The sequence below is a fragment of the Streptomyces hamibioticus genome, from assembly GCF_047946815.1.
Taxonomy (GTDB): Bacteria; Actinomycetota; Actinomycetes; order Streptomycetales; family Streptomycetaceae; genus Streptomyces.
The window spans coordinates 6803073-6826644 of sequence record NZ_JBKKQY010000001.1 but is presented as its reverse complement, the minus strand read 5'-3'; the positions used below and the strand labels follow the sequence as shown (position 1 = coordinate 6826644).

20 protein-coding genes and 2 pseudogenes are annotated in these 23572 nt (G+C 73.3%); 12 read left to right on the top strand and 10 right to left on the bottom strand.

Features of this window, described 5'->3' with window-relative positions:
* The first annotated feature begins 1 nt into the window (after position 1).
* Together ACLGIH_RS31115 and ACLGIH_RS31110 are read left to right on the top strand one after the other, a co-directional pair.
* On the top strand, positions 2–970 hold the full coding sequence (locus ACLGIH_RS31115; protein WP_416528610.1) for an acetylxylan esterase: 969 nt from the start codon (positions 2–4) through the stop codon (positions 968–970).
* 122 nt (positions 971–1092) lie between these two features.
* Positions 1093–1848, top strand: coding sequence for a GntR family transcriptional regulator (locus tag ACLGIH_RS31110; RefSeq protein ID WP_416528609.1), 756 nt, complete (start codon positions 1093–1095; stop codon positions 1846–1848).
* Here the strand turns inward: ACLGIH_RS31110 and ACLGIH_RS31105 are convergent.
* Complete coding sequence (locus ACLGIH_RS31105) at positions 1826–2605, bottom strand: class I SAM-dependent methyltransferase (RefSeq protein WP_416528608.1); 780 nt, start codon at positions 2603–2605, stop codon at positions 1826–1828. The two genes, ACLGIH_RS31110 and ACLGIH_RS31105, sit on opposite strands and share 23 nt — an antisense overlap.
* A gap of 9 nt (positions 2606–2614) precedes the next feature.
* Positions 2615–3187: a PadR family transcriptional regulator gene (locus tag ACLGIH_RS31100; RefSeq protein WP_416528607.1), complete on the bottom strand. Its 573-nt coding sequence runs from the start codon at positions 3185–3187 to the stop codon at positions 2615–2617.
* 69 nt (positions 3188–3256) lie between these two features.
* Here ACLGIH_RS31100 and ACLGIH_RS31095 point away from each other — a divergent pair, with 69 nt between their 5' ends.
* From ACLGIH_RS31095 to ACLGIH_RS31085, 3 genes and pseudogenes are all read left to right on the top strand, one after another.
* Positions 3257–3658 (top strand): nuclear transport factor 2 family protein, encoded by a 402-nt coding sequence (locus ACLGIH_RS31095; RefSeq protein WP_416528606.1) that lies wholly within the window; start codon positions 3257–3259, stop codon positions 3656–3658.
* Positions 3659–4027: 369 nt separating this feature from the next.
* Entirely contained in the window at positions 4028–5167 is a 1140-nt protein-coding gene (rho, locus tag ACLGIH_RS31090) for a transcription termination factor Rho (protein WP_416528605.1), read from the top strand.
* 83 nt (positions 5168–5250) lie between these two features.
* Positions 5251–6090, top strand: a pseudogene (locus ACLGIH_RS31085) (D-alanyl-D-alanine carboxypeptidase family protein); the annotation flags it as partial.
* 59 nt (positions 6091–6149) lie between these two features.
* Here the strand turns inward: ACLGIH_RS31085 and ACLGIH_RS31080 are convergent.
* The 7 genes and pseudogenes from ACLGIH_RS31080 to ACLGIH_RS31050 all read right to left on the bottom strand — a co-directional run bounded on the left by ACLGIH_RS31080 (position 6150) and on the right by ACLGIH_RS31050 (position 15631).
* A pseudogene (locus ACLGIH_RS31080) lies at positions 6150–7546 on the bottom strand (glycosyltransferase 87 family protein).
* Positions 7543–8943, bottom strand: coding sequence for a polyprenol phosphomannose-dependent alpha 1,6 mannosyltransferase MptB (gene mptB, locus ACLGIH_RS31075; protein WP_416529524.1), 1401 nt, complete (start codon positions 8941–8943; stop codon positions 7543–7545). Before mptB ends, ACLGIH_RS31080 begins: the two are co-directional and overlap by 4 nt.
* 114 nt (positions 8944–9057) lie before the next feature.
* The gene (locus ACLGIH_RS31070; RefSeq protein ID WP_416528604.1) at positions 9058–9990 is read right to left on the bottom strand and encodes a glutaminase; all 933 of its coding nucleotides are present in this window, start codon (positions 9988–9990) and stop codon (positions 9058–9060) included.
* A 103-nt stretch (positions 9991–10093) separates the two neighbouring features.
* Complete coding sequence (locus ACLGIH_RS31065; RefSeq protein WP_416528603.1) at positions 10094–11110, bottom strand: asparaginase; 1017 nt, start codon at positions 11108–11110, stop codon at positions 10094–10096.
* A complete protein-coding gene (locus ACLGIH_RS31060) occupies positions 11110–11874 on the bottom strand; it encodes a FadR/GntR family transcriptional regulator (RefSeq protein ID WP_416528602.1) in 765 nt (254 codons plus the stop codon). Before ACLGIH_RS31060 ends, ACLGIH_RS31065 begins: the two co-directional genes overlap by 1 nt.
* A gap of 96 nt (positions 11875–11970) precedes the next feature.
* Positions 11971–13536, bottom strand: coding sequence for a glycoside hydrolase family 53 protein (locus tag ACLGIH_RS31055; RefSeq protein WP_416528601.1), 1566 nt, complete (start codon positions 13534–13536; stop codon positions 11971–11973).
* Between the two features lie 73 nt (positions 13537–13609).
* Entirely contained in the window at positions 13610–15631 is a 2022-nt protein-coding gene (locus tag ACLGIH_RS31050; protein ID WP_416528600.1) for a beta-galactosidase, read from the bottom strand.
* Positions 15632–15816: 185 nt separating this feature from the next.
* Between ACLGIH_RS31050 and ACLGIH_RS31045 the strand changes: the two genes are divergently transcribed.
* The 5 genes from ACLGIH_RS31045 (at position 15817) to ACLGIH_RS31025 (ending at position 20537) form a co-directional block, all read left to right on the top strand.
* Complete coding sequence (locus tag ACLGIH_RS31045; RefSeq protein ID WP_416528599.1) at positions 15817–17136, top strand: ABC transporter substrate-binding protein; 1320 nt, start codon at positions 15817–15819, stop codon at positions 17134–17136.
* Positions 17133–18062 (top strand): carbohydrate ABC transporter permease, encoded by a 930-nt coding sequence (locus ACLGIH_RS31040; RefSeq protein WP_416528598.1) that lies wholly within the window; start codon positions 17133–17135, stop codon positions 18060–18062. Before ACLGIH_RS31045 ends, ACLGIH_RS31040 begins: the two co-directional genes overlap by 4 nt.
* On the top strand, positions 18059–18961 hold the full coding sequence (locus tag ACLGIH_RS31035) for a carbohydrate ABC transporter permease (protein WP_416528597.1): 903 nt from the start codon (positions 18059–18061) through the stop codon (positions 18959–18961). Before ACLGIH_RS31040 ends, ACLGIH_RS31035 begins: the two co-directional genes overlap by 4 nt.
* Positions 18958–19989, top strand: a complete 1032-nt coding sequence (locus ACLGIH_RS31030; protein ID WP_416528596.1) for a LacI family DNA-binding transcriptional regulator — start codon at positions 18958–18960, stop codon at positions 19987–19989. The genes ACLGIH_RS31035 and ACLGIH_RS31030 overlap by 4 nt, the downstream gene beginning before the upstream one ends.
* Positions 19990–20144: 155 nt before the next feature.
* Complete coding sequence (locus ACLGIH_RS31025) at positions 20145–20537, top strand: MarR family winged helix-turn-helix transcriptional regulator (protein WP_416529523.1); 393 nt, start codon at positions 20145–20147, stop codon at positions 20535–20537.
* A 47-nt stretch (positions 20538–20584) separates the two neighbouring features.
* Here ACLGIH_RS31025 and ACLGIH_RS31020 read toward each other — a convergent pair whose 3' ends face one another.
* Positions 20585–20986, bottom strand: coding sequence for an SseB family protein (locus ACLGIH_RS31020; RefSeq protein ID WP_416528595.1), 402 nt, complete (start codon positions 20984–20986; stop codon positions 20585–20587).
* Positions 20987–21297: 311 nt separating this feature from the next.
* Here ACLGIH_RS31020 and ACLGIH_RS31015 point away from each other — a divergent pair, with 311 nt between their 5' ends.
* Both ACLGIH_RS31015 and ACLGIH_RS31010 read left to right on the top strand, forming a co-directional pair.
* A complete protein-coding gene (locus ACLGIH_RS31015) occupies positions 21298–21891 on the top strand; it encodes an AMIN-like domain-containing (lipo)protein (protein WP_416528594.1) in 594 nt (197 codons plus the stop codon).
* 200 nt (positions 21892–22091) lie between these two features.
* On the top strand, positions 22092–23537 hold the full coding sequence (locus tag ACLGIH_RS31010; RefSeq protein ID WP_416529522.1) for a glyceraldehyde-3-phosphate dehydrogenase: 1446 nt from the start codon (positions 22092–22094) through the stop codon (positions 23535–23537).
* Positions 23538–23572: the final 35 nt, after the last annotated feature.

The following is a 23572-nucleotide window of genomic DNA, read 5'->3' as shown; positions in this document are numbered from 1 at the left end:
GATGGCCCTGTTCGACCTTCCGCTCGACGAACTCCGCGCCCACCGCAGCGAGTCCACCGCGCCCGAGGACTTCGACGCGTTCTGGACCAAGACCCTCGAGGAAGCCCGCGAGCACGACCTGGACGCCCGCTTCGAGCCGGTCGAGACCGGGCTGACCACCGTGACGGTGTACGACGTGACGTTCGCGGGGTTCGGCGGTCACCCGGTGAAGGGCTGGCTGGTGCTGCCCGCGGGGGCCGAGGCGCCGCTGCCGCTGGTCGTGGAGTTCGTGGGCTACGGCGGCGGGCGCGGGCTGCCCCACGAGCACCTGCTGTGGGCGTCGACGGGCCGGGCGCACTTCGTGATGGACACCCGCGGTCAGGGCAGCGCCTGGGGCGGCGGAGGCGGCACGGCGGACCCGGTCGGCGGCACGCCCGCGTACCCGGGGTTCATGACCCGGGGACTGGACGCGCCGGAGAACTACTACTACCGGCGGGTCTTCACGGACGCGGTGCGTGCCGTGGAGGCGGCCCGCTCGCATCCGCTGACCGACCCGGCGCGCACCGCGGCCGTCGGCGGCAGCCAGGGCGGGGGCATCACGCTCGCCGTCGGCGCTCTGGTGCCGGACCTCGCGGCCATCGCGCCGGACGTGCCGTTCCTGTGCGACTTCCCGCGCGCGACGACGCTCACCGACCGGCACCCGTACCGCGAGATCGGCCTCTACCTCAAGACCCACCGCGGTCGCACCGCGGACGCCCTGCGCACCCTGTCCTACTTCGACGGCGTGCACTTCGCGGCGCGCGGCCGGGCGCCCGCGCTGTTCTCCGCCGCCCTGGAGGACCAGACCTGCCCGCCCTCGACGGTGTTCGCGGCGTTCAACGCCTGGGCGCACGAGGACAAGGAGATCGAGGTGTACGACTTCAACGACCACGAGGGCGGCGGTCCTTACCAGGAGGCCGCCAAGCTGCGCTGGCTGCGCTCGCGGCTGTGAGGAGCGGTCGGGTTTCGGCCGAACTCACGGGCCGCTCTTCCCTGCTGGTTTAGACCAATGGTAGTCATGGTGGCGCACCGAGTCCGCATGGCTACCGAACGTCACCACCAGGAGGGCGCGGCATGGCCCGCACCACCCCGCACCACCACTTCGTCGCCGATCCCGTCGCCGCCGCACAGCCCCTGTACTGGCGGATCGCGACAGAGCTGCTCGACGAGCTGCACGACGGCACCATCCCGCCCGGTGAACGGCTGCCGGGCGAACGCCGGCTGGCCGAGCACTTCGGGGTCAGCCGGGAGACCGTGCGGCAGGCGCTGGAGGTACTGCGCCGGGACGGCCTGGTCGCCACCGACCGCCGGGGCAGCCACGCCGCGCTGTCCGGACCGCCGGCCCAGAGCCCGGCGAGCCTGGTCTTCCCGGTCGGCGCGCGGCCGGCGGACCCGTGCACGGTGGACCGGGCCACCGTCGCCTGGGAGGCGCCGCCGCCCGAGCACGCCGCCGTCCTGGGACTGTCGCCGGGCCGGCGGACGCTGGTGCACCGCTACGCGTCCACCGCCCCTGACGGGCGCGGCCGGCGCACGGCCGTCACCTCGTTCTCGGCCGTGGCGCTCGCCGAGGTCGAGGAGCTGGCCCGGTACCGCGACCGCGCCGACGGCGCCGCCTCGGCCCAGTTGCGCCGGGTCTACGACTGGATGCGCCGCGCGGGCCTGACCCTGCACCACCGGGACACCATCTCCCGGCTCCCGGACACCCCGTCGGTCCGGGTCACCCGGCGCGTGCAGGACCAGCACGCCCGGCTGCTGGAGATCACCGACCTGCTGGTGGACGACCAGCAGGAGGCGCTGGTCTACGAGTTCACGCTGCCGGCGGCGGGCTGACCGGGACGGCGGGCCACGGCTCCGGCCGCGCCACGACCAGGCGGACGCGCGGGCTGCCGTCGGGGCGCCGGCCGAACCGCTCCAGCGGGTGCAGAGCGACCCGGAAGCCGGCCCGGGCCAGCTCACGCCGTACGTCATCGAGCCGGAACGTCCGGTAGTACATCACGAACGGCGGGTGCCACAGCGCATTGCGGACCCGCATCGCCGCGTCGAAGCCGAGCAGCGCCCAGTACCCGGGGCTGCCCGGCCGAGGGGGTGCCGCGACCGGGAAGGCGAAGCAGCCGCCCGGCCGCAGCACGGAGCGCACCTCGGTGAAGAGCCCGGGCAGTTCCCGCGGCAGGAAGTGCCCGAACGCCCCGAAGCTGACGACGAGGTCGAAGGCGGCGGTGAACGGCAGCGCGCGGGCGTCGGCACGGACCCAGGAGAGCGCCGGCCCCCCGGACCGTCCCGGCAGGCTCCGCCCGGCACGCTCGCGGGCGACCGCCAGCATGCCCGCGCTGAAGTCGGCGCCCGTGACGCTGCGGCGGCACACCCGGGACAGCACGCCCGCCCCGGCGCCGGTGCCGCAGCACAGGTCCAGCCCCGCGTCGAAGGGCCCCATCGGCGCCAGGGCCGACGCCACGGCCTCCAGCACGGCGTCGGGCGTCCGGTACGGGGTGTGGTCGAACTTCGGGGCGAGCAGGTCGTATCCCCGCTCGACCGACGACAGCGCCTGGACGGCGAGTTCACGCAGCGTGGGGCCCTCGGGGCGGAACATTCCGCCAGCCTAGTCGGCCGGCTGGGCGCGCTCGGCGAGGACCGCGAGGACGCGGTCGCACCAGTGTGCGTTCTCCCGCTCGAAGGCGATCCCGGCCAGCAGGGTGAGGTAGGGGCCGACCCGGTCCGCCTCCCGCAGGTACGCGTCCTCGGTGCGGCCGTCCAGGAGCCGCTCCCGGACACGCTCGTACCGGGCGAGCTTGCCGAGCGCCCAGGACCTGCGCTCCTCGACCAGGGCACGGGCCGTCCCGGGGTCCACTCCGACGCCGTCCATGGCCTGCATCTTGATCAGGAACTCGTCCCGGACGGCGGTCGGCCGCCGGGTCGGCTCGGCGGCGAAGTCGCCCAGGTGGCGCCGGCCGGCCGCGGTGAGGGAGAACAGCCGCTTGTCGGGGCGGCGCTCCTGGCGCACCACCCGGGCCTCGATCAGCCCGTCCCCGGCGAGACGCTCCAGCTCCCGGTAGAGCTGCTGCGGCGTCGCGGGCCAGAAGTTGGCGAACGACACGTCGAAGGCCTTGGACAGTTCGTAGCCCGAGGCCTCGCCCTCCAGCAGGGCGGCCAGGACGGCGTATTTGAGAGACATGTCGACACGCTAGCAATCGGGTGACTATTCTACTGCACACTTACTCAACTAGTTGAATAGGAGCAGTCGATGCAGCCATTCCGTGCGGCCGTCGAAGCGCGCGACATCGAGGCCGTCGAGGCACTGCTCGCCGAGGACGTGGTCTTCACCAGCCCGGCGGTGTTCAAGCCGTACCGCGGCAAGGCGATCACGTCGGCGATCCTGCGTGGTGTCGTGCGGGTGTTCGAGGACTTCCGGTACGTGCGGGAGATCGGCGACCCGGATGGCCGGGACCACGCGCTGGTGTTCACCGCCCGGGTGGGCGACCGCGAGATCACCGGCTGCGACTTCCTGCACCTCGACGAGGACGGGCGCATCGACGAACTGATGGTGATGGTGCGTCCGCTGTCCGGCCTGCAGGCGCTGGCCGAGGCCATGGGCGCACAGTTCGACCGGATCGCACAGGAGGCGGAGGCCCTGGCGGGGAGGTGAGCACGGCCCGGCAGGCGGCACCGCCCGTGCGATGAACGGGCGGAAGGGAGGGGTCCCGATCACGGCCACGGCACGAGGGGGCGGAGTCATCCGTCCCCTCGTGCTACAGTGCGATCAGCACGCGTGTACGCCCCGATGATGGGCTCCGGTGCAGTTCTTCTCGATCTCCACTCGGTTCGCCGATACCGCTCGACCCCGTCGACCGGCGCGCCGGCTTTCCCGCACCACCTCGTGAGCAGGGCTTCTCCGCCGTACCCGAGGTGCTGTTCCCGCCGTTCCCGAGGCGCGACCACCGGCCTCCCCTCGCGGCTTCCTCCCCTTCCCCTCCGCATGCCTCCTGTCTGCCGTCCGTGAAAGGACCGCTCCACCATGACCACCACACTCGAACACCCTCCGGTCCAGCAGTCCCCCGCCGAGATCGCCACCGGCGTCCTCGACATCGACACGGGTGGGAAGGGCCGTCTGTGCCCCGCCGGCCTGCTGCCCACCCCGTCCGACCCCACCCTCTCCCCCGCCCTGGTCCGCCGTCACGGTCTGCGCCGGGGTGACCTGGTCGAAGGGGTACGCGGCCCCGGGCGCGCACTGACCGACGTCGTCCGCGTCAACGGCCGGACGCCGGACCGGCTGCGGGACCGGCGGCACTTCCGCGACCTGACGCCGCTGCACCCGCACGAGCGGCTGCGCCTGGAACACCCGGCGGCCGGCGCGGCCGGCCGGATGACCGATCTGATCGCCCCGGTCGGCAAGGGGCAGCGGGGGCTGATCGTGGCCCCGCCGAAGACCGGCAAGACCGTCCTCCTCCAGCAGCTCGCCGCCGCCGTCGCCGGCAACCACCCGGAGTGCCGGCTGCTGGTGCTGCTGCTCGACGAGCGGCCCGAGGAGGTCACCGACATGCGCCGCTCGGTGCGGGGCGAGGTGTACGCCTCGACCTTCGACCGGCCCGCCAAGGACCACATCGCACTGGCCGAGCTGGTGATCGAGCGGGCCAAGCGGCTCGTCGAGGCCGGCCAGGACGTCGTCGTCCTGATGGATTCCCTCACCCGGCTGTGCCGGGCCCACAACAACGCCGCCGCGTCCGGGGGCCGCACGCTGAGCGGCGGTGTGGACGCCGGTGCGCTGCTCGGGCCCAAGCGGTTCTTCGGCGCCGCCCGGCAGGCCGAGGAGGGCGGCTCGCTCACCATCCTCGCCACCGCGCTGGTGGAGACCGGCTCGCGCGCCGACGATTACTTCTTCGAGGAGCTGAAGGGCACCGGCAACATGGAGCTGCGGCTGAGCCGCGAGGCGGCCGCCCGGCGCCTCTTCCCGGCCGTGGACATCGACGCGTCCGGCACCCGCCGGGAGGAACTGCTGCTGTCCCCGGCCGAGTCGACGGCCGTACGCGGACTGCGGCGGGCCCTGGGGGCGCGGGACGGGGTGGCCGCACTGGAGACGCTGCTGGAGCGTCTGCGCGCGACACCGGACAACGCCACCTTCCTGCGGAGCGTCCAGCCGACGCTGCCCGCCGGCTGACACAGTGCGGCATCCGGGTGCTCGCGCGCACGACGCGGCCCGGGCAGCCCGGCGTTCCGCCGACACATTCCTACGTTTGCGCCATGACTGTCGGATTTACTTACCGGACGGCCCTGTCCACCTGTGCCCTCTGTGTGGCGGGTCTGCTGGCGCTCGCGCCCGCCGCGGCGGGCGCCCGCTCCAGGCCGCCGGACCCGGGTGTCCAGGGCGGGCCGGGCGCGGCGGCGCCCCGGCCCGCCCTGCTCTACCGCTCCGGTACCCAGGTCCGGCCGCACCCCGGGACGCCGGAGGTACCGAAGATCTCCGCCCTGTCCTGGATCGTGGCCGACGCCGGCACCGGCGCCGTGCTCGCCGCGCACGACGCGCACCGCAAGCTGCCGCCCGCCAGCACCCTCAAGACGCTGTTCGCGCTGACGATGCTGCCGGTCCTGCCCGGGGGCGTCCGGCACGAGGTGCGGGCGAAGGAGCTGTCGGACGTCGGGCCGGGCAGCAGCCTGGTCGGCGTCGCCGAGGGCCGCACCTACCGGGTGGCCGACCTGTGGAACGGGGTCTTCCTCAACTCCGGCAACGACGCCGTGCACGTCCTGGCCGAACTCACCGGCGGCTGGCGGGCGACGGCCGAGCGGATGCAGGCCGAGGCCCGCGCGCTCGGCGCCCGCGACACCCGCGTGGTCTCACCCGACGGCTACGACGCACCGGGCCAGGTTTCGTCGGCGTACGACCTGGCGGTGTTCGGCCGGGCCGGGCTGCGCAACCCGGAGTTCGCGCGGTACAGCGCCCGGGTCGAGGCCAGGTTCCCCGGCCGCGCCGGCGGCTTCTACCCCATCCGCAACACCAACCGGCTGCTGACCGGAGCGGACGGTGTCGAGCCGTACCCCGGGGCGATCGGTGTCAAGAACGGCTACACCAGCAGGGCCGGTCACACCCTCGTCGCCGCCGCCCGGCGCGACGGACGCACCCTGGTGGTGACGGTGATGAACCCTCAAAGGGGCGGCGGCTTCGCGGTGTACGAGGAGGCGCGCGCGCTGCTGGACTGGGGGTTCGAGGCGGCCGGACGGGTGGAACCGGTGGGCTCGCTGGACGCCTTGCGGGTCCGGGGCGGCCGGGCCCGGCGGCGTCCCCGGCGGGCCCGGCCGCCCCGGCGGTCACGGCGTCCGCTCCGGCACAGGACGGGCCCGGCTGGCCGGAGTCCTTGGCGGTCGCGGGCGCCGCCGGACTCGGTGCGGGCGTCGTGGCCCTGGGCATCCGGCTCGTCGTCGGCCGACCGGAGGAGGAGTGACCGGTGGGCAGCGCCGCCAGCAGGCCGAGCGCGATCCAGACGTAGGCGTTGCCGCCGAGGAAGCCGCCGGGGCCGGAGGCGTCGTCGGCCCACAGCCAGACCACGCTGGTGCACAGCACGGCGTACACGGCACCCGCCGCCCGCGGATGCCCGGCGCGGACCAGCACCGCGAAGGACGGCAGCAGCCACACCAGGTGGTGCACCCAGGTGACGGGGCTGACCAGACACGCGGCGAGCCCGGTGAGGGCGAACGCGGCCGTCCAGTCGCCCGCGGCGGCGGCCCGGCGGGCCCGCCACGCCCACCCGCCGAGGACCAGCAGCGCCACCACCGCCCACAGCTCGCGATCCGGTGCGCCGAGCCGGGCCAGGACGCCCTGGAGGGACTGGTTGGAGACGTAGGAGAGGCGGCCGACACGGGAGGTGTCCCACACGGCCTCGGTCCAGTAGAACCGCGAGGCGCCCGGGGCCGCCCAGGCGGCGAACGCGGTCGCCCCGGCGGCGACGGCGGTCGCGACGCCTGCCGCACGCCACCGGCGGGCGAGCAGCAGCAGGCCGATGAACAGGACGGGCGTGAGCTTGACCGCCGCCGCGAGCCCGATGCCGGCGCCGGCCCACCGGCCGCGCCGGGAGGCGAGCAGCCGGGCGTCGGCCAGGACCAGCGCCAGCAGCAGGATGTTGACCTGGCCGAAGCTGATCGTGTCGCGCAGCGGTTCGAACAGGGCGAGGGCCGGGACGGCCAGGGCGCAGCCGTACCAGCCGTGCCGCCACCGGCCCGGTCCCGCCAGGATGCGCAGGACCAGGGCGAGTGCGGTCAGGTTCAGCAGGAGGGTGACGGCGATGGCGGTGCCGAGGCCGGTCCAGGCCATCGGCAGCATGACGAGCGCGGCGAACGGCGGGTAGGTGAAGCCGTACGGCGTGCCCGGCACCCGGTAGTCGTAGAGCCCTCCGTCGCCGTGCACCCAGCTGTGCACGGCCCCGTGGTAGACGCGCAGGTCGAACCAGTCCCGCAGCAGCGGCACCGTCGCCGTGAACAGCGTGACGGCGGCGGCCAGGACGAGCACCAGGAGCAGCCGGCCGCGGTCGGTGCGGGGCGGCCTCACGCGGTCCGCTCCCACGCGGGCGCCGGCCGGGCCTGGTGCGCCCGCCGGAGCACGACCACCGCGAGCACGCCGCCGAGGACGGCCGGCGCGAGCTGTCCCGGGTCGGCCGGGCCGCCGCCGGGCAGGGCGAGGACCGCGAGCACCGCGGTCACGGCCGCCGTGCGGTGCCGTACGGACGCGGTGGGCGCGGCGGCGGCGATGAGGAACAGGCCCCACAGGGCGTACCAGGGGCGGATCGCGGGGCCGAGGGCGGCGACCACGGCCAGGCTCAGGCCGAGCGCGTAGACGGGGTGCGGGCGCAGCCGCAGCCAGATGACGAGGACGGTGACGACGGCGGCCAGCACGCCGAGCGTGCGCCAGGCCGGGACGGCCAGGTGCGCGAGATCGCTGCCCGCCCGCTCCAGAAGGGCGCGGGTGGCCCGGCCCAGGAGGCCGGTCAGGGCCCAGTTCCCCGGCGAGACGGGAGTGTTGAGCGTCGCCGTCCAGCCGTATCCGGTACCGGCCGCGGCCGTCGCGGCGACCGTGGTGGCCGCCGCGGCGAGGGAGGTGGTCAGCACGGCCCGCACCGGGTGGCGGCAGGCCCGGACCCGGAGCACGACGACCGCGGCGAGCCCGAGCGCGGCGGGCGCCTTGACCAGGGCGGCGAGGGTGACGAGCACCGCTGCGAGCACGGGCCACCGGCCGAGCGCGGCGACCAGGCCGGCGCCGAGCAGGCCCAGCATGACGGCGTCGTTGTGCGCGCCCGCCACCACGTGCAGCAGGACCAGCGGGTTGAGGGCGCCGAGCCACAGCGCGGCGGCCGGGTCGGCGCCGCTCGCGCGGGCCAGCCGGGGCAGCGCCGCGGCCATCAGCGCCAGGCCGGCCAGCGCGACGAGCCGCATGCCGAGCAGGCCGGCCGGGAGGTCGCCGCCGGTCAGGCCGGACAGGGCGGCGGCGACGCCGAGGAACACCGGGCCGTACGGTGCGCCGGTGTGCTGCCACAGCGGGGCCACCTCGGCGGCGAGCGGCCCGCCGAGCCGCGACGGGCCGTGGGCGTAGACGTCGATGTGCGCCTCCACCATGGCGCCCTGGGCGAGGTAGCTGTAGACGTCCCGGCTGAACAGGGGCGGCGCCGACAGCAGCGGCGCCGACCAGAGGGCGAGCACCAGCAGCAGGGCGCGGGGCGTCGGCGGCTGCGGTCCGCGCAGCCGCCGCCCGAGGAGCGCCCAGGCCGCGATCAGCAGGACGACGCCGAAGTGGACGCCGACCAGGCCGAGCGCGGCGCGCGGGGAGGCCGGCGCGAGCAGCTCGCGCACGGGCAGGGCTCCGGCCGTCTCACCGCCCAGCGCGAGACACGCGGTGCCCACCAGGCCCAGGATGCGGCAGCGCCGGAGGCCGACGGGGAGGGGGACGGACAGCACCCGGGCAGCATGCAGCCGGCGGGTGGCCGGAAACCGAAGCGCCGCTCTCCGTCCGGCGGCGTCCGTGTGACCGCCGTGTGAGCGGCACCGGGGCGGTGGTGGGCGGCGGGGTCAGAAGACCGACAGACCGGTGAGCGTGGTGAAGCGGTCCAGCGCGGCGACGCCGGCCACCGAGTTGCCCCGCTCGTCCAGGCCCGGGCTCCACACGCACAGGGTGCAGCGGCCGGGGACCACGGCGATGATGCCGCCGCCGACGCCGCTCTTGCCGGGCAGCCCGACCCGGTAGGCGAAGTCGCCCGCCGCGTCGTACGTCCCGCAGGTCAGCATCACGGCGTTGACCTGCTTGGCCTGGCTGCGGCTGAGCAGCCGGGTGCCGTCGGCCCGGATGCCGTGCCGGGCGAGGAAGCCGGTGGCGAGGGCGAGGTCGGCACAGGAGGCGGCGACCGAGCACTGCCGGAAGTACTGGTCGAGCAGTTCCGGCACGTCGTTGTCGATGTTGCCGTATGAGGCCATGAAGTGGGCGAGGGCGGCGTTGCGGTCGCCGTGCGCGGTCTCGGAGGCGGCGACCTCCTCGTCGAAGGCCAGGTGGGGGTTGCCGCTCTCGGCGCGCAGGAAGGACAGCAGTTCGCCGGCCGCGTCGCCGGTACGGGTGTGCAGCCGGTCGGTGACGACGAGGGCACCGGCGTTGATGAAGGGGTTGCGCGGGATGCCGTTCTCGTACTCCAGCTGCACCAGGGAGTTGAACGGGTTGCCGGACGGCTCACGGCCGACGTGGTCCCAGAGTTCGTCGCCCTCGCGCGCCAGGTCGAGGGCGAGGGTGAAGACCTTGGTGATGGACTGCGCCGAGAACGGCTGCCGCCAGTCCCCCACGCCGTACACCGTGCCGTCGAGTTCGGCCACGGCCATGCCGAAGGTGCGCGGGTCCCGGGCGGCGAGCGCCGGGATGTAGTCGGCGGCCCTGCCGCTGCCGGGGGTCCGCTGGATCTCCTCGGCGATGCGCTCCAGGACCGGCTCGAAGGTGGTGGACGCAGTCATGATCGCCATTCTGCCCGCGGGCCGGTCCCGGCGCCCCGGCGGCGGTGGCCGTTCGCCGGACCAGGGCCCGGGCGTCGCCCGCGGCCGTCTCCGGCCGCGGTGGCCCGGGCGCTCAGGCGTGGGGCGCGGAGGGGACGGGGGCGAGGGCGGGCACCGGGTGCACGCTGCCGACCGGGCGGCCGCCCCCGAGCAGCGGCTCGCCGGCGAACTCGGCGAGCGTCGCCGGGTCGACACCGGCGCGGGCGAGCGCGGCGGCGGCCACCGGGACCCGCGCCCGGTTCGCCCCGTCGGCTATCTTCACGGCGACGGCGCGGCCGTCGGGCAGGGCGGCGACCTGGACGCCCTCGAAGCCGTCCTTGGCCAGCAGCCCGGGCACGGCCCGCATCAGCGCGGCGACGTCCCGGCCGGAGCCGGAGGCCATCTCGGCGTGCTCGCGCATCGCGTCCGCGACCCGGGCCTCGGGGCTGCCGGGCGCGGCGGTGGTGATCCGGGCGGCGGCGCGGGCCAGCCCGTGCAGCGAGACGGCGAACAGCGGGGCACCGCATCCGTCGACGGTGACCCGGGCGATGCGCTGCCCTGTGAGGTCCTCGACGAGGGCGGCGACGGCCTGCTGGAGCGGGTGGCCGGGGTCGAGGTAGCCGTCGAGGGGCCAGCCGTTGAGCTTGCAGGTGTAGAGCATCGCCGCGTGCTTGCCCGAGCAGTTCTGCGCGAGGCGGGAGGGCAGCCGGCCCTCGCGCACCCAGGCGTCCCGCACGACCGGGTCGAACGGCAGGTCGGGCACGTTGCGCAGGTGGTGCTCGGTGAGCCCGGCGAGTTCGAGGATGCGCCGGGTGCCGGTGAGGTGGCGTTCCTCGCCGGAGTGGCTCGCGGCGGCGAGGGAGAGCAGCTCGCCGTCGAGCGGGAGCCCGGCCCGGACCATGGCCACCGCCTGCAGGGGCTTGAGCGCGGAGCGCGGGTAGCAGGCCGCCTCCGGGTCACCGAGCCGGAGACGGACCTCGCCGTCCGGTCCGAGGACGACGACGGAGCCGTGGTGGACTCCCTCCACGACTCCGCCGCGGACGAGGTGGGCGACGGGGACGTGGCGGGGCTCGCGGACCGGAGGGGCTTCCGCGGGGGAAATGCTGTACATCACTGCCTGGGGGTCGTGGGCGGGCGGGACGGCGACGCCTGCGGGCCGCCGGGTGCGGGGATGTCCGCGCGCGTGGCGCGCACGATGTCGGTGAGGGCGGTCCCGACGCGGTCCAGGTGGTGGGCCATGGCCTGTTCCGCGTCGTGGCCGGAGCCGTCGATCAGCGCCTGGACGATCGCCCGGTGCTCGCGGTCGGACTGTTCGCGCCGGCCGCCCAGCTCGTTGAGGAAGGCGGACTGGCGGGCCAGCGCGTCGCGGATCTCCTCGATGACCCGGCGGAAGACGGGGTTCTGGGCGGCCTCGGCCACGGCGAGGTGGAAGAGGGTGTCCATCGCGACCCAGACGGTGGTGTCCGTCTCCCGCTCCATGCGGTCCAGCAGGCGAACCAGGTGGTCGAGGTTCTCCGGGGTGCGGCGCCGGGCGGCGTAGCCCGCGACGGGGATCTCCACGTGCCGGCGCACCTCCAGCAGGTCACCGGCCGCGTAGTCGCCGAAGGTGGGGTCCTCGACGGCGTCGGCGACGACGAAGGTGCCCTTGCCGGTCCGGGAGACGGTCAGCCCCATGGTCTGCAGGGCACGCAGCGCCTCGCGGAGCACCGGGCGGGAGACCTCCAGGGTGCGGCACAGCTCCGCCTCGGAGGGCAGTTTGTCGCCGATCGCGTACTCGCCGCGCTCGATGGCGTCGCGCAGGTGGCCGAGCACGGCCTCCATGGCGCTGACACGCCGGGCGGGCCGACCACCTGTCCGGCTGTCTGACAGGTTCACGGGGGCGATCCTGCGGCCGCCGGAAGGGCGCTGTCAAGTCGCTCCACGGGGCCGGCGGAGCCCGGACGCCGCGCGCGACCGGGCTCCGCCCCGGGCTCAGCGGTGCCGGAACCAGGCCGTCGCCGGCAGCAGCCGGTCGTCGTACCCGAACAGGGCCTGGTTCTCCCAGCCGTTGCCGGAGGCCGGGTCGGCGGGGTCCCAGCCGTTGCCGTCGACCGCGGTCCAGGTGGCCTCCCAGTAGAAGACACCGAGGCCGCGGCCGTTCGGGACGGCTTCCACGATGTCCGCGACGGTGGTCATCCACGCCGTCTGCCCGGCCGCGGTCGCCGGGCAGCCGGGGACCAGCTCGGCGGCGGTGTCGATGATGTTCTCGTGCGCGTCCTCGCTGTCCAGGCGGAACGGGTACGCCGTCTCGGCGACGAAGACGGGCTTGCCGTAGCGGGCGGCCGCGTCGTCCAGGGTGGTCTGGAAGTCGGACAGCGGGCCGTGCCAGTAGCCGTAGTACGACAGGCCGATCGCGTCGAACCGGACACCGTGCGCCACCGCGTTGTCGAACCACCAGCGGGTGCCGGCCAGGTCTCCGCCCTCGGCGAGGTGCAGCACCACCGGTGTGGACGCGTTGACCGCCTTGACGGCGTCGTATCCACTGTTGATCAGTCCGGACAGCCGGCTCCAGTCGTCCGTGGAGCCCTCGTCCCACAGCATGCCGTTGTTGATCTCGTTGCCGACCTGGACCATGTCCGCCGCGGTGCCCTGCGCCCGGAGCGCGTCGAGCACGTCGTGGGTGTGGCGGTGGACGTCCCTCTTGAGCTGCTCGTAGCCGTGCCCCGACCAGGCGGCCGGCTTGCTCTGGGCGCCGGGGTCGGCCCAGGTGTCCGAGTAGTGGAAGTCGACCAGCAGCTTCATGCCCCGGGCCTTGATCCGCTGGGCCATGGCCAGCACCCGTGCCTTGGTGTGGTAGCCGTCGGCCGGGTCCACCCAGACCTTCAGCCGGGCGTAGTTCATGCCGGCGGACCGCAGGATCCCGAGGGCGTCGCCGGTCGTGCCGGAGCCGGTCCGGTACACCCCGCCCCTGGCCTCGCTCTTGGCGAGCGACGATATGTCGGCGCCCTTGATCGCCAGACCGGGTGAGGCCCCCTTCGTGAAGGTCAGGTCGTCGACATTGATCCAGTTGCCGGGGTTGGCGTCACTGTTGACGCTGATGGTGCACTGACCGGCGGTCACGTTGACGGGCACGACGATCCGGATCCACCCACTGGCGGACACCGGCAGATCGGTGCGCCGTTCCGCACCGCCGCAGTTCTTCAGGGCCAGGTGGGCGGCGTTCTGGCCGCCGCTGGACCGGACCCAGGCGGTGAGCCGGTAGGCGCCGTTGGCCAGGCCGGAGAGGTACTGGTAGGTCTCGACCCGGTAGGCGGAGGGCGACCAGTGGCTCAGGCGGTGCTTCCCGCCGTGACCGCCGGCCTCCGTGTACGAGGCGCCGGTCGAGCCGTACTCGGACCAGCCGGCGGGCGTCGCCGCTCCCCCGCCGTCGGCTTCGAAGCCGCCGTTGGTGAGGGTGCTCGCCGCGTGGGCGGACGGGGCGGGCAGGGCGGTGAGGCAGAGCCCGGCCGCCAGCGGCAGCAGCAGGGCCCTGATGAGGGTGCGTCCGGGATGGAACATCGTCGTCCCTTCGACGTGCGGGGATGGGCGGACTTTCGGCATGGGGTGGGCGGAGCCGGTCGGGGCCCGGGGGCTAGCCGTCGAGCCGCACGACCCGTACGGCGCCCGCCGGGACCGCGAGGCGGCCCGCGGCGCGTTCGCCGGTCAGCAGTTCGGTGCCGGGGGCGTCCAGGGCCACCTTGGTGTCCGACGCCGTGTGGTTGATCGCGAACAGGAAGGTGCCGGACGCGCCGCTGCGGCGCACCACCTCGACGTCCCGGGGCAGGTCCGCGCGCGGGGCGATGCGGGCGTCCTCCGCCGCGGGGCCGAGGACCGCGTCCAGGCCCTCGGCCGTCAGGCGGGTGGAGACGTACCAGGCGGTGCCCTCGCCGAGGCGGTGCCGGGTGACGGCGGGCCGGCCCGCGGTCAGGCCGTCGGCGTACGTCCACACCGGCTCGGCACCGCGCGGCACGACGAACTCGGTCCACACGTCGGCGGTGAGTTCGCCGCCGTCCGGGCCGGTGACCCGGACCGTCTCCCCCGCCAGCAGGGGGGAGAACTCCTCGACCGTCAGGCCCAGCACGTCCCGCAGGGGGCCGGGATGGGCGCCCTCGTGGACGGCGTCGTGCTCGTCGACGATGCCGGAGAAGTACGACACGACGAGCGTGCCGCCCCGCTCGACGTACCTCCGGAGGTTGTCTCCCGCCGCCTCGGTCATCAGGTACAGGGCGGGCACGACGACGAGGGCGTACCCCGTCAGGTCGGTCTCGGGGTGGGCGAAGTCGACCGTGAGGTGGCGGTCGTAGAGGGCTTCGTAGAAGGCGTCGGCGCGTTCCCGCGCGTCGTGGTCCTCACTGGGGCGCCACTGGAGGGACTGCGCCCACCAGGAGTGCCAGTCCCACAGCAGCGCGGCGTCGGCCCGGGTGCGGGTGCCCCGGACCGCACCCAGGGAGTCCAGGGAGGCGCCGAGTTCGACCACCTCGCGCCACACCCGGGTGTCCGTGCCGCCGTGCGGCACCATCGCGGAGTGGAACTTCTCGGCGCCGCGCCGGGACTGGCGCCACTGGAAGAACATGGCGCCCTCGGAGCCGCGGGCCACGTGGGCGAGGGAGTTGCGGGCCATCTGGCCGGGCGCCTTGGCGGGGTTGCGGGGCTGCCAGTTGACGCCCGAGGTGGAGTGCTCCAGGAGCAGCCAGGGGGTGCCGCCGGCCACCGAGCGGGTGAGGTCGGCGGCCATGGCGAGGTTGACGTGGGTGCGGCGGCCGTCGGTGATCAGGTAGTGGTCGTTGGTGACGAGGTCGACCTCGCGGCCCCAGGCCCAGTAGTCGACGGAGTCGCACTGGCTGAGCGCGGTCATGAAGTTGGTGGTGACCGGTACGCCCGGGGAGAGCCGGTGCAGGATGTCCCGCTCCATGACGAAGTTCTCGCGCATGGTGGCATCGGCGAAGCGCTTGTAGTCCAGCGCCTGGGCCGGGTTGCCGACGGTGGGGGCGAGCCGGGGCGGGTTGATCTGGTCCAGGCCGGCGTACCGCTGGCCCCAGAAGGCGGTTCCCCAGGCCTCGTTGACCGCCTCCACGGTGCCGTACGTGGTCGCCAGCCAGCGGCGGAAGTGCGCGGCGCAGGAATCGCAGTAGCAGGCCGAGACCGGGACGCCGTACTCGTTGTGGACGTGCCACAGGGCGAGCGCCGGGTGGGCACCGTAGCGTTCGCCGAGCCGGGTGGTGATGTTCGCGGCGGCGGCGCGGTAGTGGGCGTTGCTGTGGCAGATGGCGCCCCGGGAGCCGAACTCGTAGCGCACGCCCTCGGCGGTGACGGGCAGGGCGTCGGGGTGGGAGCGGTAGAACCAGGCGGGCGGCACCACGGTGGGCGTGCCCAGGTCGACGCGGATGCCGCTCGCGTGCAGCAGGTCCAGCAGCCGGTCGAGCCAGCCGAAGTCGTAGGTCCCGGGGGCGAGTTCCAGGAGGGACCAGGAGAAGATCCCGACGCTGACCATCGTGACGCCGGCCTCCCGCATCAGCCGGACGTCCTCCTGCCAGACGCCCTCCGGCCACTGCTCGGGGTTGTAGTCCCCGCCGAAGGCGAGCCCGGTGAGGCCCCTGGGGGTGGTCTCCGGCATGGAATCTCTCCCGAATTGATCGATCGATTGGGAACGTGCACACACTTCCTCGGTGAGGCGAGCCCAACATAACCGCACAGCAACAACCATTGACAAGTGTCTGGAACGTTTCTCTACTGTGAACGCTCACAGACAGCGATCCCGGTCTCCGCAGCAGGTGGGGGCCCAGGTCAGGGGAGAGTTCCATGCCGCACACGAAGCGCCGACGCCTCGTGACATCCGCCGTCGCGGTCGCGCTCGGCGCCACCGCACTCACCGCCTGCGGCTCGTCCGAGGACGGCGGCGACGCCCGGTCGGGGCCGGTCTCGTTGACGTACTGGACGTGGACGCCCGGCATGGACAAGGTCGTCGACCTGTGGAACGAGGGGCCGGGGAAGAAGGAGCAGATCACCGTCACGGTGAAGAAGCAGGCGTCCGGCGACACGCTGGTCACCAAGATCCTCACCGCGCACAAGGCGGGCCAGGCGCCCGACCTGGTCCAGGCCGAGTACCAGGCGCTGCCGACCCTGGTCAGCAATGACGCGCTCGCCGACATATCCGGCGCGGTCGGTGACGTGCGGGGAAAGTTCGCCGAGGGCGTGTGGCAGCAGACCACGCTGGGCACGGACGCGGTCTACGCGGTGCCGCAGGACATCGGGCCGATGATGTTCTACTACCGCGAGGACCTGTTCGAGGAATACGGCCTCGAAGTGCCCACCACCTGGGACGAGTTCGCCGAGACCGCCCGCGCGCTGAAGAAGAAGGCCCCCGGGAAGGACCTCACCACCTTCTCCGCCAACGACTCCGGCCTCTTCGCGGGCCTCGCCCAGCAGGCCGGCGCGCGGTGGTGGACGACCGAGGGCCAGAAGTGGAAGGTCGGAATCGACGACGCGGCGACGCGCAAGGTGGCCGAGTTCTGGGGCGGCCTGGTCAAGGAGGGGGTCGTCGACAACCAGCCGATGTACACCCCGGCCTGGAACAAGGCGCTCGACACCGGCAAGCAGATCGCCTGGGTCAGCGCCGTGTGGGCCCCGGGCACACTGACCACGGCCGCGCCCGGGACCAAGGGCAAGTGGGCCATGGCCCCGCTCCCCCAGTGGTCCGCCGGCGAGAACCGCACCGGCAGCTGGGGCGGCTCCTCCACCGGTGTGACCACCGACTCCGAGCACAAGGAGGCCGCGGCCGAGTTCGCCGCGTGGCTGAACACCGACGAGGCCGCCCTCAACGCCCTGGCCAAGGAGGGCGGCATCTACCCCGCCGCCACCTCCGCCCAGCTCAGCGGCGCGTTCGCCGAGCCGCCGGAGTTCTTCTCGAACCAGCCGGACTTCTACACCCGGGCCGCCGAGATCGCGAAGACCACGGCGCCGTCCGCCTGGGGCCCGAACGTCAACGTCGCCTACACGACGTTCAAGGACGCGTTCGGCGCCGCCGCCAAGAACAAGTCGGACTTCACCGCCGCCCTGCGGACCATGCAGCGGGACACGGTCGCCGACCTGAAGAAGCAGGGCTTCGAGGTCGCTGAATGAGCAGCACGACGGCACGCCGGAGGCCGTACGGGGTGAAGGGCGCCCCGTACGGTTTCCTCCTCCCCGCCACGGTCCTGTTCCTGCTGTTCTTCGCCCTGCCCATCGGCTACGCGGTCTGGCTCAGCTTCCGCAAGGTGGAGGTGTCCGGGCTGGGCCTGGGCGCCGGGGCCCGCACCGAGGCCTGGGCGGGCCTGCGCAACTACACGGACGCCCTCACCGACGGCGAACTGCTGGCCGGGGCGCTGCGCGTGCTCGGCTACGGCTGCATCGTCGTCCCCGTGATGCTGGGCCTGGCCCTGCTGTTCGCGCTGATGCTCGACGCGGAGCGGGTCCGCCTCACCCCCGTCACCCGGCTCGCGATCTTCCTGCCGTACGCCATCCCCGGTGTCGTGGCCGCCCTGCTGTGGGGCTTCCTCTACCTGCCGGACGTCAGCCCCTTCTCCTTCGTGCTCGGCAGGCTGGGGCTGCCGCAGCCGGACCTGCTGGACGGCGGTCCGCTGTACCTCGCGCTGTCGAACATCGCGGTGTGGGGCGGCACCGGATTCAACATGATCGTCATCTACACCTCGCTGCGGGCCATCCCGGCGGAGGTGTACGAGGCGGCGAAGCTGGACGGCGCGACACCGCTGCAGATCGCGCTCCGGATCAAGATCCCGATGGTGGCGCCCTCGCTGGTGCTGACCTTCTTCTTCTCGATCATCGCCACCCTCCAGGTCTTCAACGAGCCGACCACGCTCAAGCCGCTCACCAACTCGGTGTCCACCACCTGGAGTCCGCTGATGAAGGTGTATCAGGACGCCTTCGGCAACGGGGACATCCACGCGGCCGCCGCGCAGGCGACCATCATCGCGCTGGCCACCCTGCTGCTCTCCTTCGGCTTCCTGCGCGCCGCGAACCGCCGTACCAAGCAGGAGGCAGCCCGATGAGCACGCTCGCCGTCCGCGGGTCCCGCCCTGCGGCGGGCACCACCCCCGGCACCGCCCAGGGACCGCCGCGCCGCCGGGCCGCGCTGGTCCCGACGCTCACGCTGCTGCTCGGCGCGGTGTACTGCCTGCTGCCGGTGGCGTGGGTGGTGATCGCGTCCACCAAGTCCGGCCGGGAGCTGTTCTCGACCTTCACCTTCCTGCCGGGCACCGGGTTCACCGACAACGTCGCGGACCTCAGCGCCTACCGCGACGGCGTGTACTGGCGGTGGATGGCCAACTCGGCGCTCTACGCCGGTCTGGGCGCGCTGCTGTCCACCGCCGTGTCGGCGGTGAGCGGCTACGCGCTGGCCGTCTACCGCTTCCGCGGCCGGGAGACGCTGTTCAACGTGCTGCTGGCGGGGGTGCTGATGCCGCCGGTGATCCTCGCCGTGCCGCAGTACCTGCTGCTGGCCGAGGCCGGGCTGACGGACTCGTACCTGTCGGTGCTGCTCCCCCAGATCCTCTCCCCGTACGGCGTGTACCTGGCGCGGATCTACGCCGCGGCGGCCGTGCCCGCCGACGTCGTGGAGGCCGGCCGGACGGACGGGGCCGGCGAGTGGCGGATCTTCACCCGCGTCGCGCTGCCGATGATGGTGCCGGGGCTGGTGACGGTCTTCCTGTTCCAGTTCGTGGCCGTGTGGAACAACTTCCTGCTGCCGTACATCATGCTCAGCGACGACGAGCGGTTCCCGATCACGCTCGGCCTGTACACCCTGCTCGAACAGGGGGCCAACACGCCCGCGCTGTACACGCTGGTGATCACGGGTGCGTTCCTCGCGGTCGTCCCGCTGGTCGCGCTGTTCCTGGTCATCCAGCGGTTCTGGAGCCTCGACCTGCTGTCCGGAGCCGTAAAGTCATGACCATGAGCAACACGGGGGGCCGGCGGCGGGCACCGACGATCCACGACGTGGCCCGTGAGGCGGGCGTCTCGCGGGGCACCGTCTCGCGGGTGCTCAACGGCGGGCACTACGTCAGTCCGGCCGCGCGGGAGGCGGTCGACGCCGCGATCCGCAGGACGGGCTACGTCGTCAACCGGCACGCACGCTCGCTGATCACCGGCCGCTCCGACTCGGTCGGCTTCCTGCTCACCGAGCCGCAGGAGCAGTTCTTCGAGGACCCCAACTTCAACGTCCTGCTGCGCGGCTGCACCTCGGCGCTGGCCGCCCACGACATCCCGCTGCTGCTGATGCTGGCCGGGACGGACGACGAACGGCGGCGCATCACGCGCTACATCACCGCGGGCCACGTCGACGGGGTGCTGCTGGTCTCCAGCCACTCCGGGGACCCGGTCGCCGAGGAACTGCGCGCGGCCGGCGTGCCGCTGGTGGCGTGCGGCAAGCCGCTCGGGCTGGGCTCCAAGGTGAGCTACGTGGCGGCGGACGACCGGGACGGCGCCCGGGACATGGTGCGCCACCTGCTGTCGCTGGGGCGGCGCCGGGTGGGCATGGTCACCGGTCCCTCGGACACCCCGGGCGGCGTCGAGCGGCTCGCCGGGTACCGGGAGGTGCTCACCGAGGCGGGCATCGAGGTCGACGAGCGGCTGGTGGTCTCCGGCGACTACAGCCGGGCGAGCGGCGAGGCCGGCGCGGAGCGGCTGCTGGCCCGGGCCCCGGACATGGACGCCGTGTTCGTCGCGTCCGACCTGATGGCACAGGGCGTGCTGACGGCGTTGCGGCGGGCGGGCCGGCGGGTGCCGCAGGACGTGGCGGTCGGCGGTTTCGACGACTCGCCCGCCGCCGTGGCCGCCAGCCCCGAGCTGACCACCATCCGGCAGCCCTGGGACCGGATCAGCTCCGAGATGGTGCGGGTGCTGCTGGCGCAGATCGGCGGTGACGACCCGGCGGCGGTGATCCTGCCGACGGAGCTGGTGAAGCGGCGGTCGACATGACGTCCGCGGCCGACGTGACGGCGGGGGGCGCGTGACGGTGGGGGTCGACGTGACGGCCCCGGTCGTCCGCGCGGCCCGCCGGTCACGGCACCCGCCGTTCTAGTTGCACAGGCAACCAATGCCCGGCGCGGTGTTACCGTGCAGGTATGGCAGGTATGGCGGCCACGACGGCCGGTGCACGACTCGAGGAGCGGTGGCGGGAGATCCTCGCGGTGCACGCGCGCACGATGTGCGAGATAGACCGTGAGCTGCATCCTCACGGCCTGGGCGCCAGCGACTTCGAGGTGCTCGACATCCTGGCGTCGGCGGCCCCCGAGGAGGCGGACCACTGCCGGGTGCAGAACCTGGTCGGGCGGGTCCACCTGAGCCAGAGCGCGCTGTCCCGCCTCATCGCCCGGCTGGAACGGGACGGGCTCGTGGAGCGGTCCGTGTGCGCCGAGGACCGGCGTGGCGTGTACGTGGCGCTGACCGGCAAGGGCCGCGACCTGCACGCCCGCGTGCTGCCGCTGCAGCGGGCCGCGCTGGAGCGGATGCTGGGCGACGGCTGACGCCGCCGCCCGTTTTCCGGAGCCGCCCCCCCCGGGGGCCGTCGGCCCTACTGACGGGCCAGCAGAGTGCGCACACCCTCCGAGGTGAGCGTGAGCCGGTGCTCGGATCCGGCGTCGATGGACAGCGACAGATCGTCGGCGGGCCACTGTGCGGCGAGAGCGCCCAGCGGCACCATGCGGTAGCGGGAGACGAACGGCAGCAGGTCGGCCATCTCCACCTCCGAGGTGAACACGGGCACCACCTGTCCGCCGCCCGACTGCTCCAGCACCGGCAGGGCCAGCGTCTCGGGGTTGGCGGCGTCCTCGTCGCTCGCGTCGTCCGGTACCGGAACGAGCACGTCACTGCTCGCCAGCGTGTCCAGCGCCGCCGTGTTCTCGGTGTTCTCGGCCAGCGCGTCCAGCGCCCGCTGGGCGGGCGTGGTGGTGTTGTCGTTCGCGGGTGTCTCCATGGCGGTTCCCTGAATAGCGGCGGTCGTGCGGCCCGCCCGGGCGTGATCGGCGCGGGTCGGTCCGTCCTCGCGTACCCGGCCGTCGCCTGAGCAATCCTGTTCGGTCGGCCGACGGCAGGAAAGCGTCGGATGCGGACGGATCCGGTCGGGCCGACGTGAGGTGAGTACCGGGCGTCGTGCGGTACCCGGAAGGGGACGCCCTCAAGGACGTCGGCCTGCCCCGGGGATTCGGTCGACCCGGCTGCTGCAACCTTCCGGCCAATTCGTATGTCTCATTCAATAACAGAACATGTGGACCCAGGGGGGACACAATGCGACGAAGCAGAACAGCTTGGGTGACCGTGGTCCTGACGAGCGCTGCCCTGGGGACGGCCACGGTCGCGGCCGACGCCGCCCCGCGGGCCACCGCGGCCGCCGCCGCTCCGTCCACGGCCTGCCCCACCGGTTGGGGCAGTGGCGCCGAGATCCGCACCACACGCACCACGGAGCCGGTGAAGAACGTGCGCACCGGCCGTCACGCGTGCTTCGACCGGATGGTCGTCGACGTCCCCGGCTCGAAGGCCGGCCGGCTCGGCTACACCGTCGGGTATGTCGACCGCCTGCACCAGGCCGGCTCGGGCCGTCCCATCACGGTCGGCGGCGGGGCGGTGCTGGAGATCCGGGTGGGGGCGCCCGCCTACCGGCCGGAGACCGGTACGCCCACGTATCCGGGACGGGTCGGCAAGCCCCTGCCGGGCGTGGACCTCACCGGCTACCGCACCTTCCGGGACACCCGGTTCGCCGGCAGCTTCGAGGGTGAGACACAGCTCGGACTCGGCGTCCGGGCCCGGCTGCCGTTCCGCGTGCTGGCGCTGGACGGCCGCGTCGTGGTGGACGTCGCCCACAACTGGAGCGGCGCCCGCTGATCCGCCCCATCCCCGGGGCGCTGCGCGCGCCCGTCTCGTCGCCGGCGGCGGGCACCGCGTCGGGAGTCCCCTCGGGGAACGCGCGATGCACACCTCCCATGCACACCTCCCATGCGCACCCCTGTGCACACCCCCCTTGATCGATCACTTCGACGATGTGGTTAACATATGAGCGCCGCCTAGCTCGAAAGATGCGAACTGTGACTGTCAACGACGACTCGTTCACCAACTGGAAGAACCGCGAGGAGATCGCGGAATCGATGATCCCGATGATCGGGAAGCTGCACCGGGAGCGGGACGTCACGGTCCTGCTGCACAGCCGCTCCTTGGTGAACAAGTCAGTGGTCAGCATCCTGAAGACCCACCGGTTCGCCCGGCAGATCGCCGGCGCGGAGCTCTCGGTCACGGAGACGCTGCCCTTCCTGCAGGCCCTGACCACGCTCGACCTGGGCCCGTCCCAGATCGACATCGGCATGCTCGCCGCGACCTACAAGGACGACGACCGGGGCCTGTCGGTCGCGGAGTTCACCGCCGAGGCCGTCGCCGGCGCCACGGGCGCCGACAAGATCGACCGCCGGGAGCCGCGCGACGTCGTGCTCTACGGCTTCGGCCGCATCGGCCGGCTCGTCGCCCGCCTGCTGATCGAGAAGGCCGGCTCCGGCAACGGACTGCGGCTGCGCGCGATCGTCGTCCGCGGAGGCGGGGAGCAGGACATCGTCAAGCGCGCCTCGCTGCTGCGCCGCGACTCCATCCACGGCCAGTTCCAGGGCACCATCACGGTCGACGAGGCGAACAGCACGATCATCGCCAACGGCAACATCATCAAGGTGATCTACGCCGACGACCCGACGCAGGTCGACTACACGGCGTACGGCATCAAGAACGCCATCCTCATCGACAACACCGGCAAGTGGCGCGACCGCGAGGGCCTGTCCAAGCACCTGCGCCCCGGCATCGACAAGGTCGTGCTGACCGCGCCGGGCAAGGGCGACGTCCCCAACATCGTGCACGGCGTCAACCACGACACGATCAAGCCGGGCGAGAAGATCCTGTCCTGCGCGTCCTGCACCACCAACGCGATCGTGCCGCCGCTGAAGGCGATGGACGACGAGTACGGCGTGCTGCGCGGCCACGTGGAGACGGTCCACTCGTTCACCAACGACCAGAACCTGCTGGACAACTACCACAAGGCCGACCGACGCGGCCGTTCGGCGCCGCTCAACATGGTCATCACCGAGACCGGTGCCGCCTCCGCCGTGGCCAAGGCCCTGCCGGAGCTGAAGGCGAAGATCACCGGCAGCTCGATCCGGGTCCCCGTGCCGGACGTCTCGATCGCGATCCTCAACCTCCAGCTGGCCCGCGAGACCACCCGCGAGGAGGTCCTCGACCACCTCCGCGAGGTGTCGCTGACCTCGCCGCTGAAGCGCCAGATCGACTTCATCAGCGCCCCCGACGCGGTCTCCAGCGACTTCATCGGCTCGCGCCACGCCTCGATCGTCGACGCCGGCGCGACCAAGGTCGAGGGCGACAACGCGATCCTCTACCTCTGGTACGACAACGAGTTCGGCTACTCCTGCCAGGTCGTCCGCGTCGTGCAGCAGGTCTCGGGCGTGGAGTACCCGACGTACCCGGCGCCGGCGGTCTGACGCCCGCTTCGGCGAGAGCCCGTGCGGCACGGCGG

Excerpts from the sequence above, each read along its gene's own strand:
- ACLGIH_RS31065 (WP_416528603.1), bottom strand. The coding sequence starts at position 11,110 with ATGTACAGCATTTCCCCCGCGGAAGCCCCTCCGGTCCGCGAGCCCCGC.
- ACLGIH_RS31015 (WP_416528594.1), top strand. The coding sequence starts at position 21,298 with ATGCGACGAAGCAGAACAGCTTGGGTGACCGTGGTCCTGACGAGCGCT.
- ACLGIH_RS31070 (WP_416528604.1), bottom strand. The coding sequence starts at position 9,990 with ATGGCGATCATGACTGCGTCCACCACCTTCGAGCCGGTCCTGGAGCGC.
- ACLGIH_RS31020 (WP_416528595.1), bottom strand. The coding sequence starts at position 20,986 with ATGGAGACACCCGCGAACGACAACACCACCACGCCCGCCCAGCGGGCG.
- ACLGIH_RS31035 (WP_416528597.1), top strand. The coding sequence starts at position 18,059 with ATGAGCACGCTCGCCGTCCGCGGGTCCCGCCCTGCGGCGGGCACCACC.
- ACLGIH_RS31055 (WP_416528601.1), bottom strand. The coding sequence starts at position 13,536 with ATGTTCCATCCCGGACGCACCCTCATCAGGGCCCTGCTGCTGCCGCTG.
- ACLGIH_RS31040 (WP_416528598.1), top strand. The coding sequence starts at position 17,133 with ATGAGCAGCACGACGGCACGCCGGAGGCCGTACGGGGTGAAGGGCGCC.
- ACLGIH_RS31095 (WP_416528606.1), top strand. The coding sequence starts at position 3,257 with ATGCAGCCATTCCGTGCGGCCGTCGAAGCGCGCGACATCGAGGCCGTC.
- ACLGIH_RS31100 (WP_416528607.1), bottom strand. The coding sequence starts at position 3,187 with ATGTCTCTCAAATACGCCGTCCTGGCCGCCCTGCTGGAGGGCGAGGCC.
- ACLGIH_RS31105 (WP_416528608.1), bottom strand. The coding sequence starts at position 2,605 with ATGTTCCGCCCCGAGGGCCCCACGCTGCGTGAACTCGCCGTCCAGGCG.
- ACLGIH_RS31110 (WP_416528609.1), top strand. The coding sequence starts at position 1,093 with ATGGCCCGCACCACCCCGCACCACCACTTCGTCGCCGATCCCGTCGCC.
- ACLGIH_RS31050 (WP_416528600.1), bottom strand. The coding sequence starts at position 15,631 with ATGCCGGAGACCACCCCCAGGGGCCTCACCGGGCTCGCCTTCGGCGGG.
- ACLGIH_RS31025 (WP_416529523.1), top strand. The coding sequence starts at position 20,145 with ATGGCGGCCACGACGGCCGGTGCACGACTCGAGGAGCGGTGGCGGGAG.
- rho (WP_416528605.1), top strand. The coding sequence starts at position 4,028 with ATGACCACCACACTCGAACACCCTCCGGTCCAGCAGTCCCCCGCCGAG.
- ACLGIH_RS31030 (WP_416528596.1), top strand. The coding sequence starts at position 18,958 with ATGACCATGAGCAACACGGGGGGCCGGCGGCGGGCACCGACGATCCAC.
- ACLGIH_RS31045 (WP_416528599.1), top strand. The coding sequence starts at position 15,817 with ATGCCGCACACGAAGCGCCGACGCCTCGTGACATCCGCCGTCGCGGTC.
- ACLGIH_RS31115 (WP_416528610.1), top strand. The coding sequence starts at position 2 with ATGGCCCTGTTCGACCTTCCGCTCGACGAACTCCGCGCCCACCGCAGC.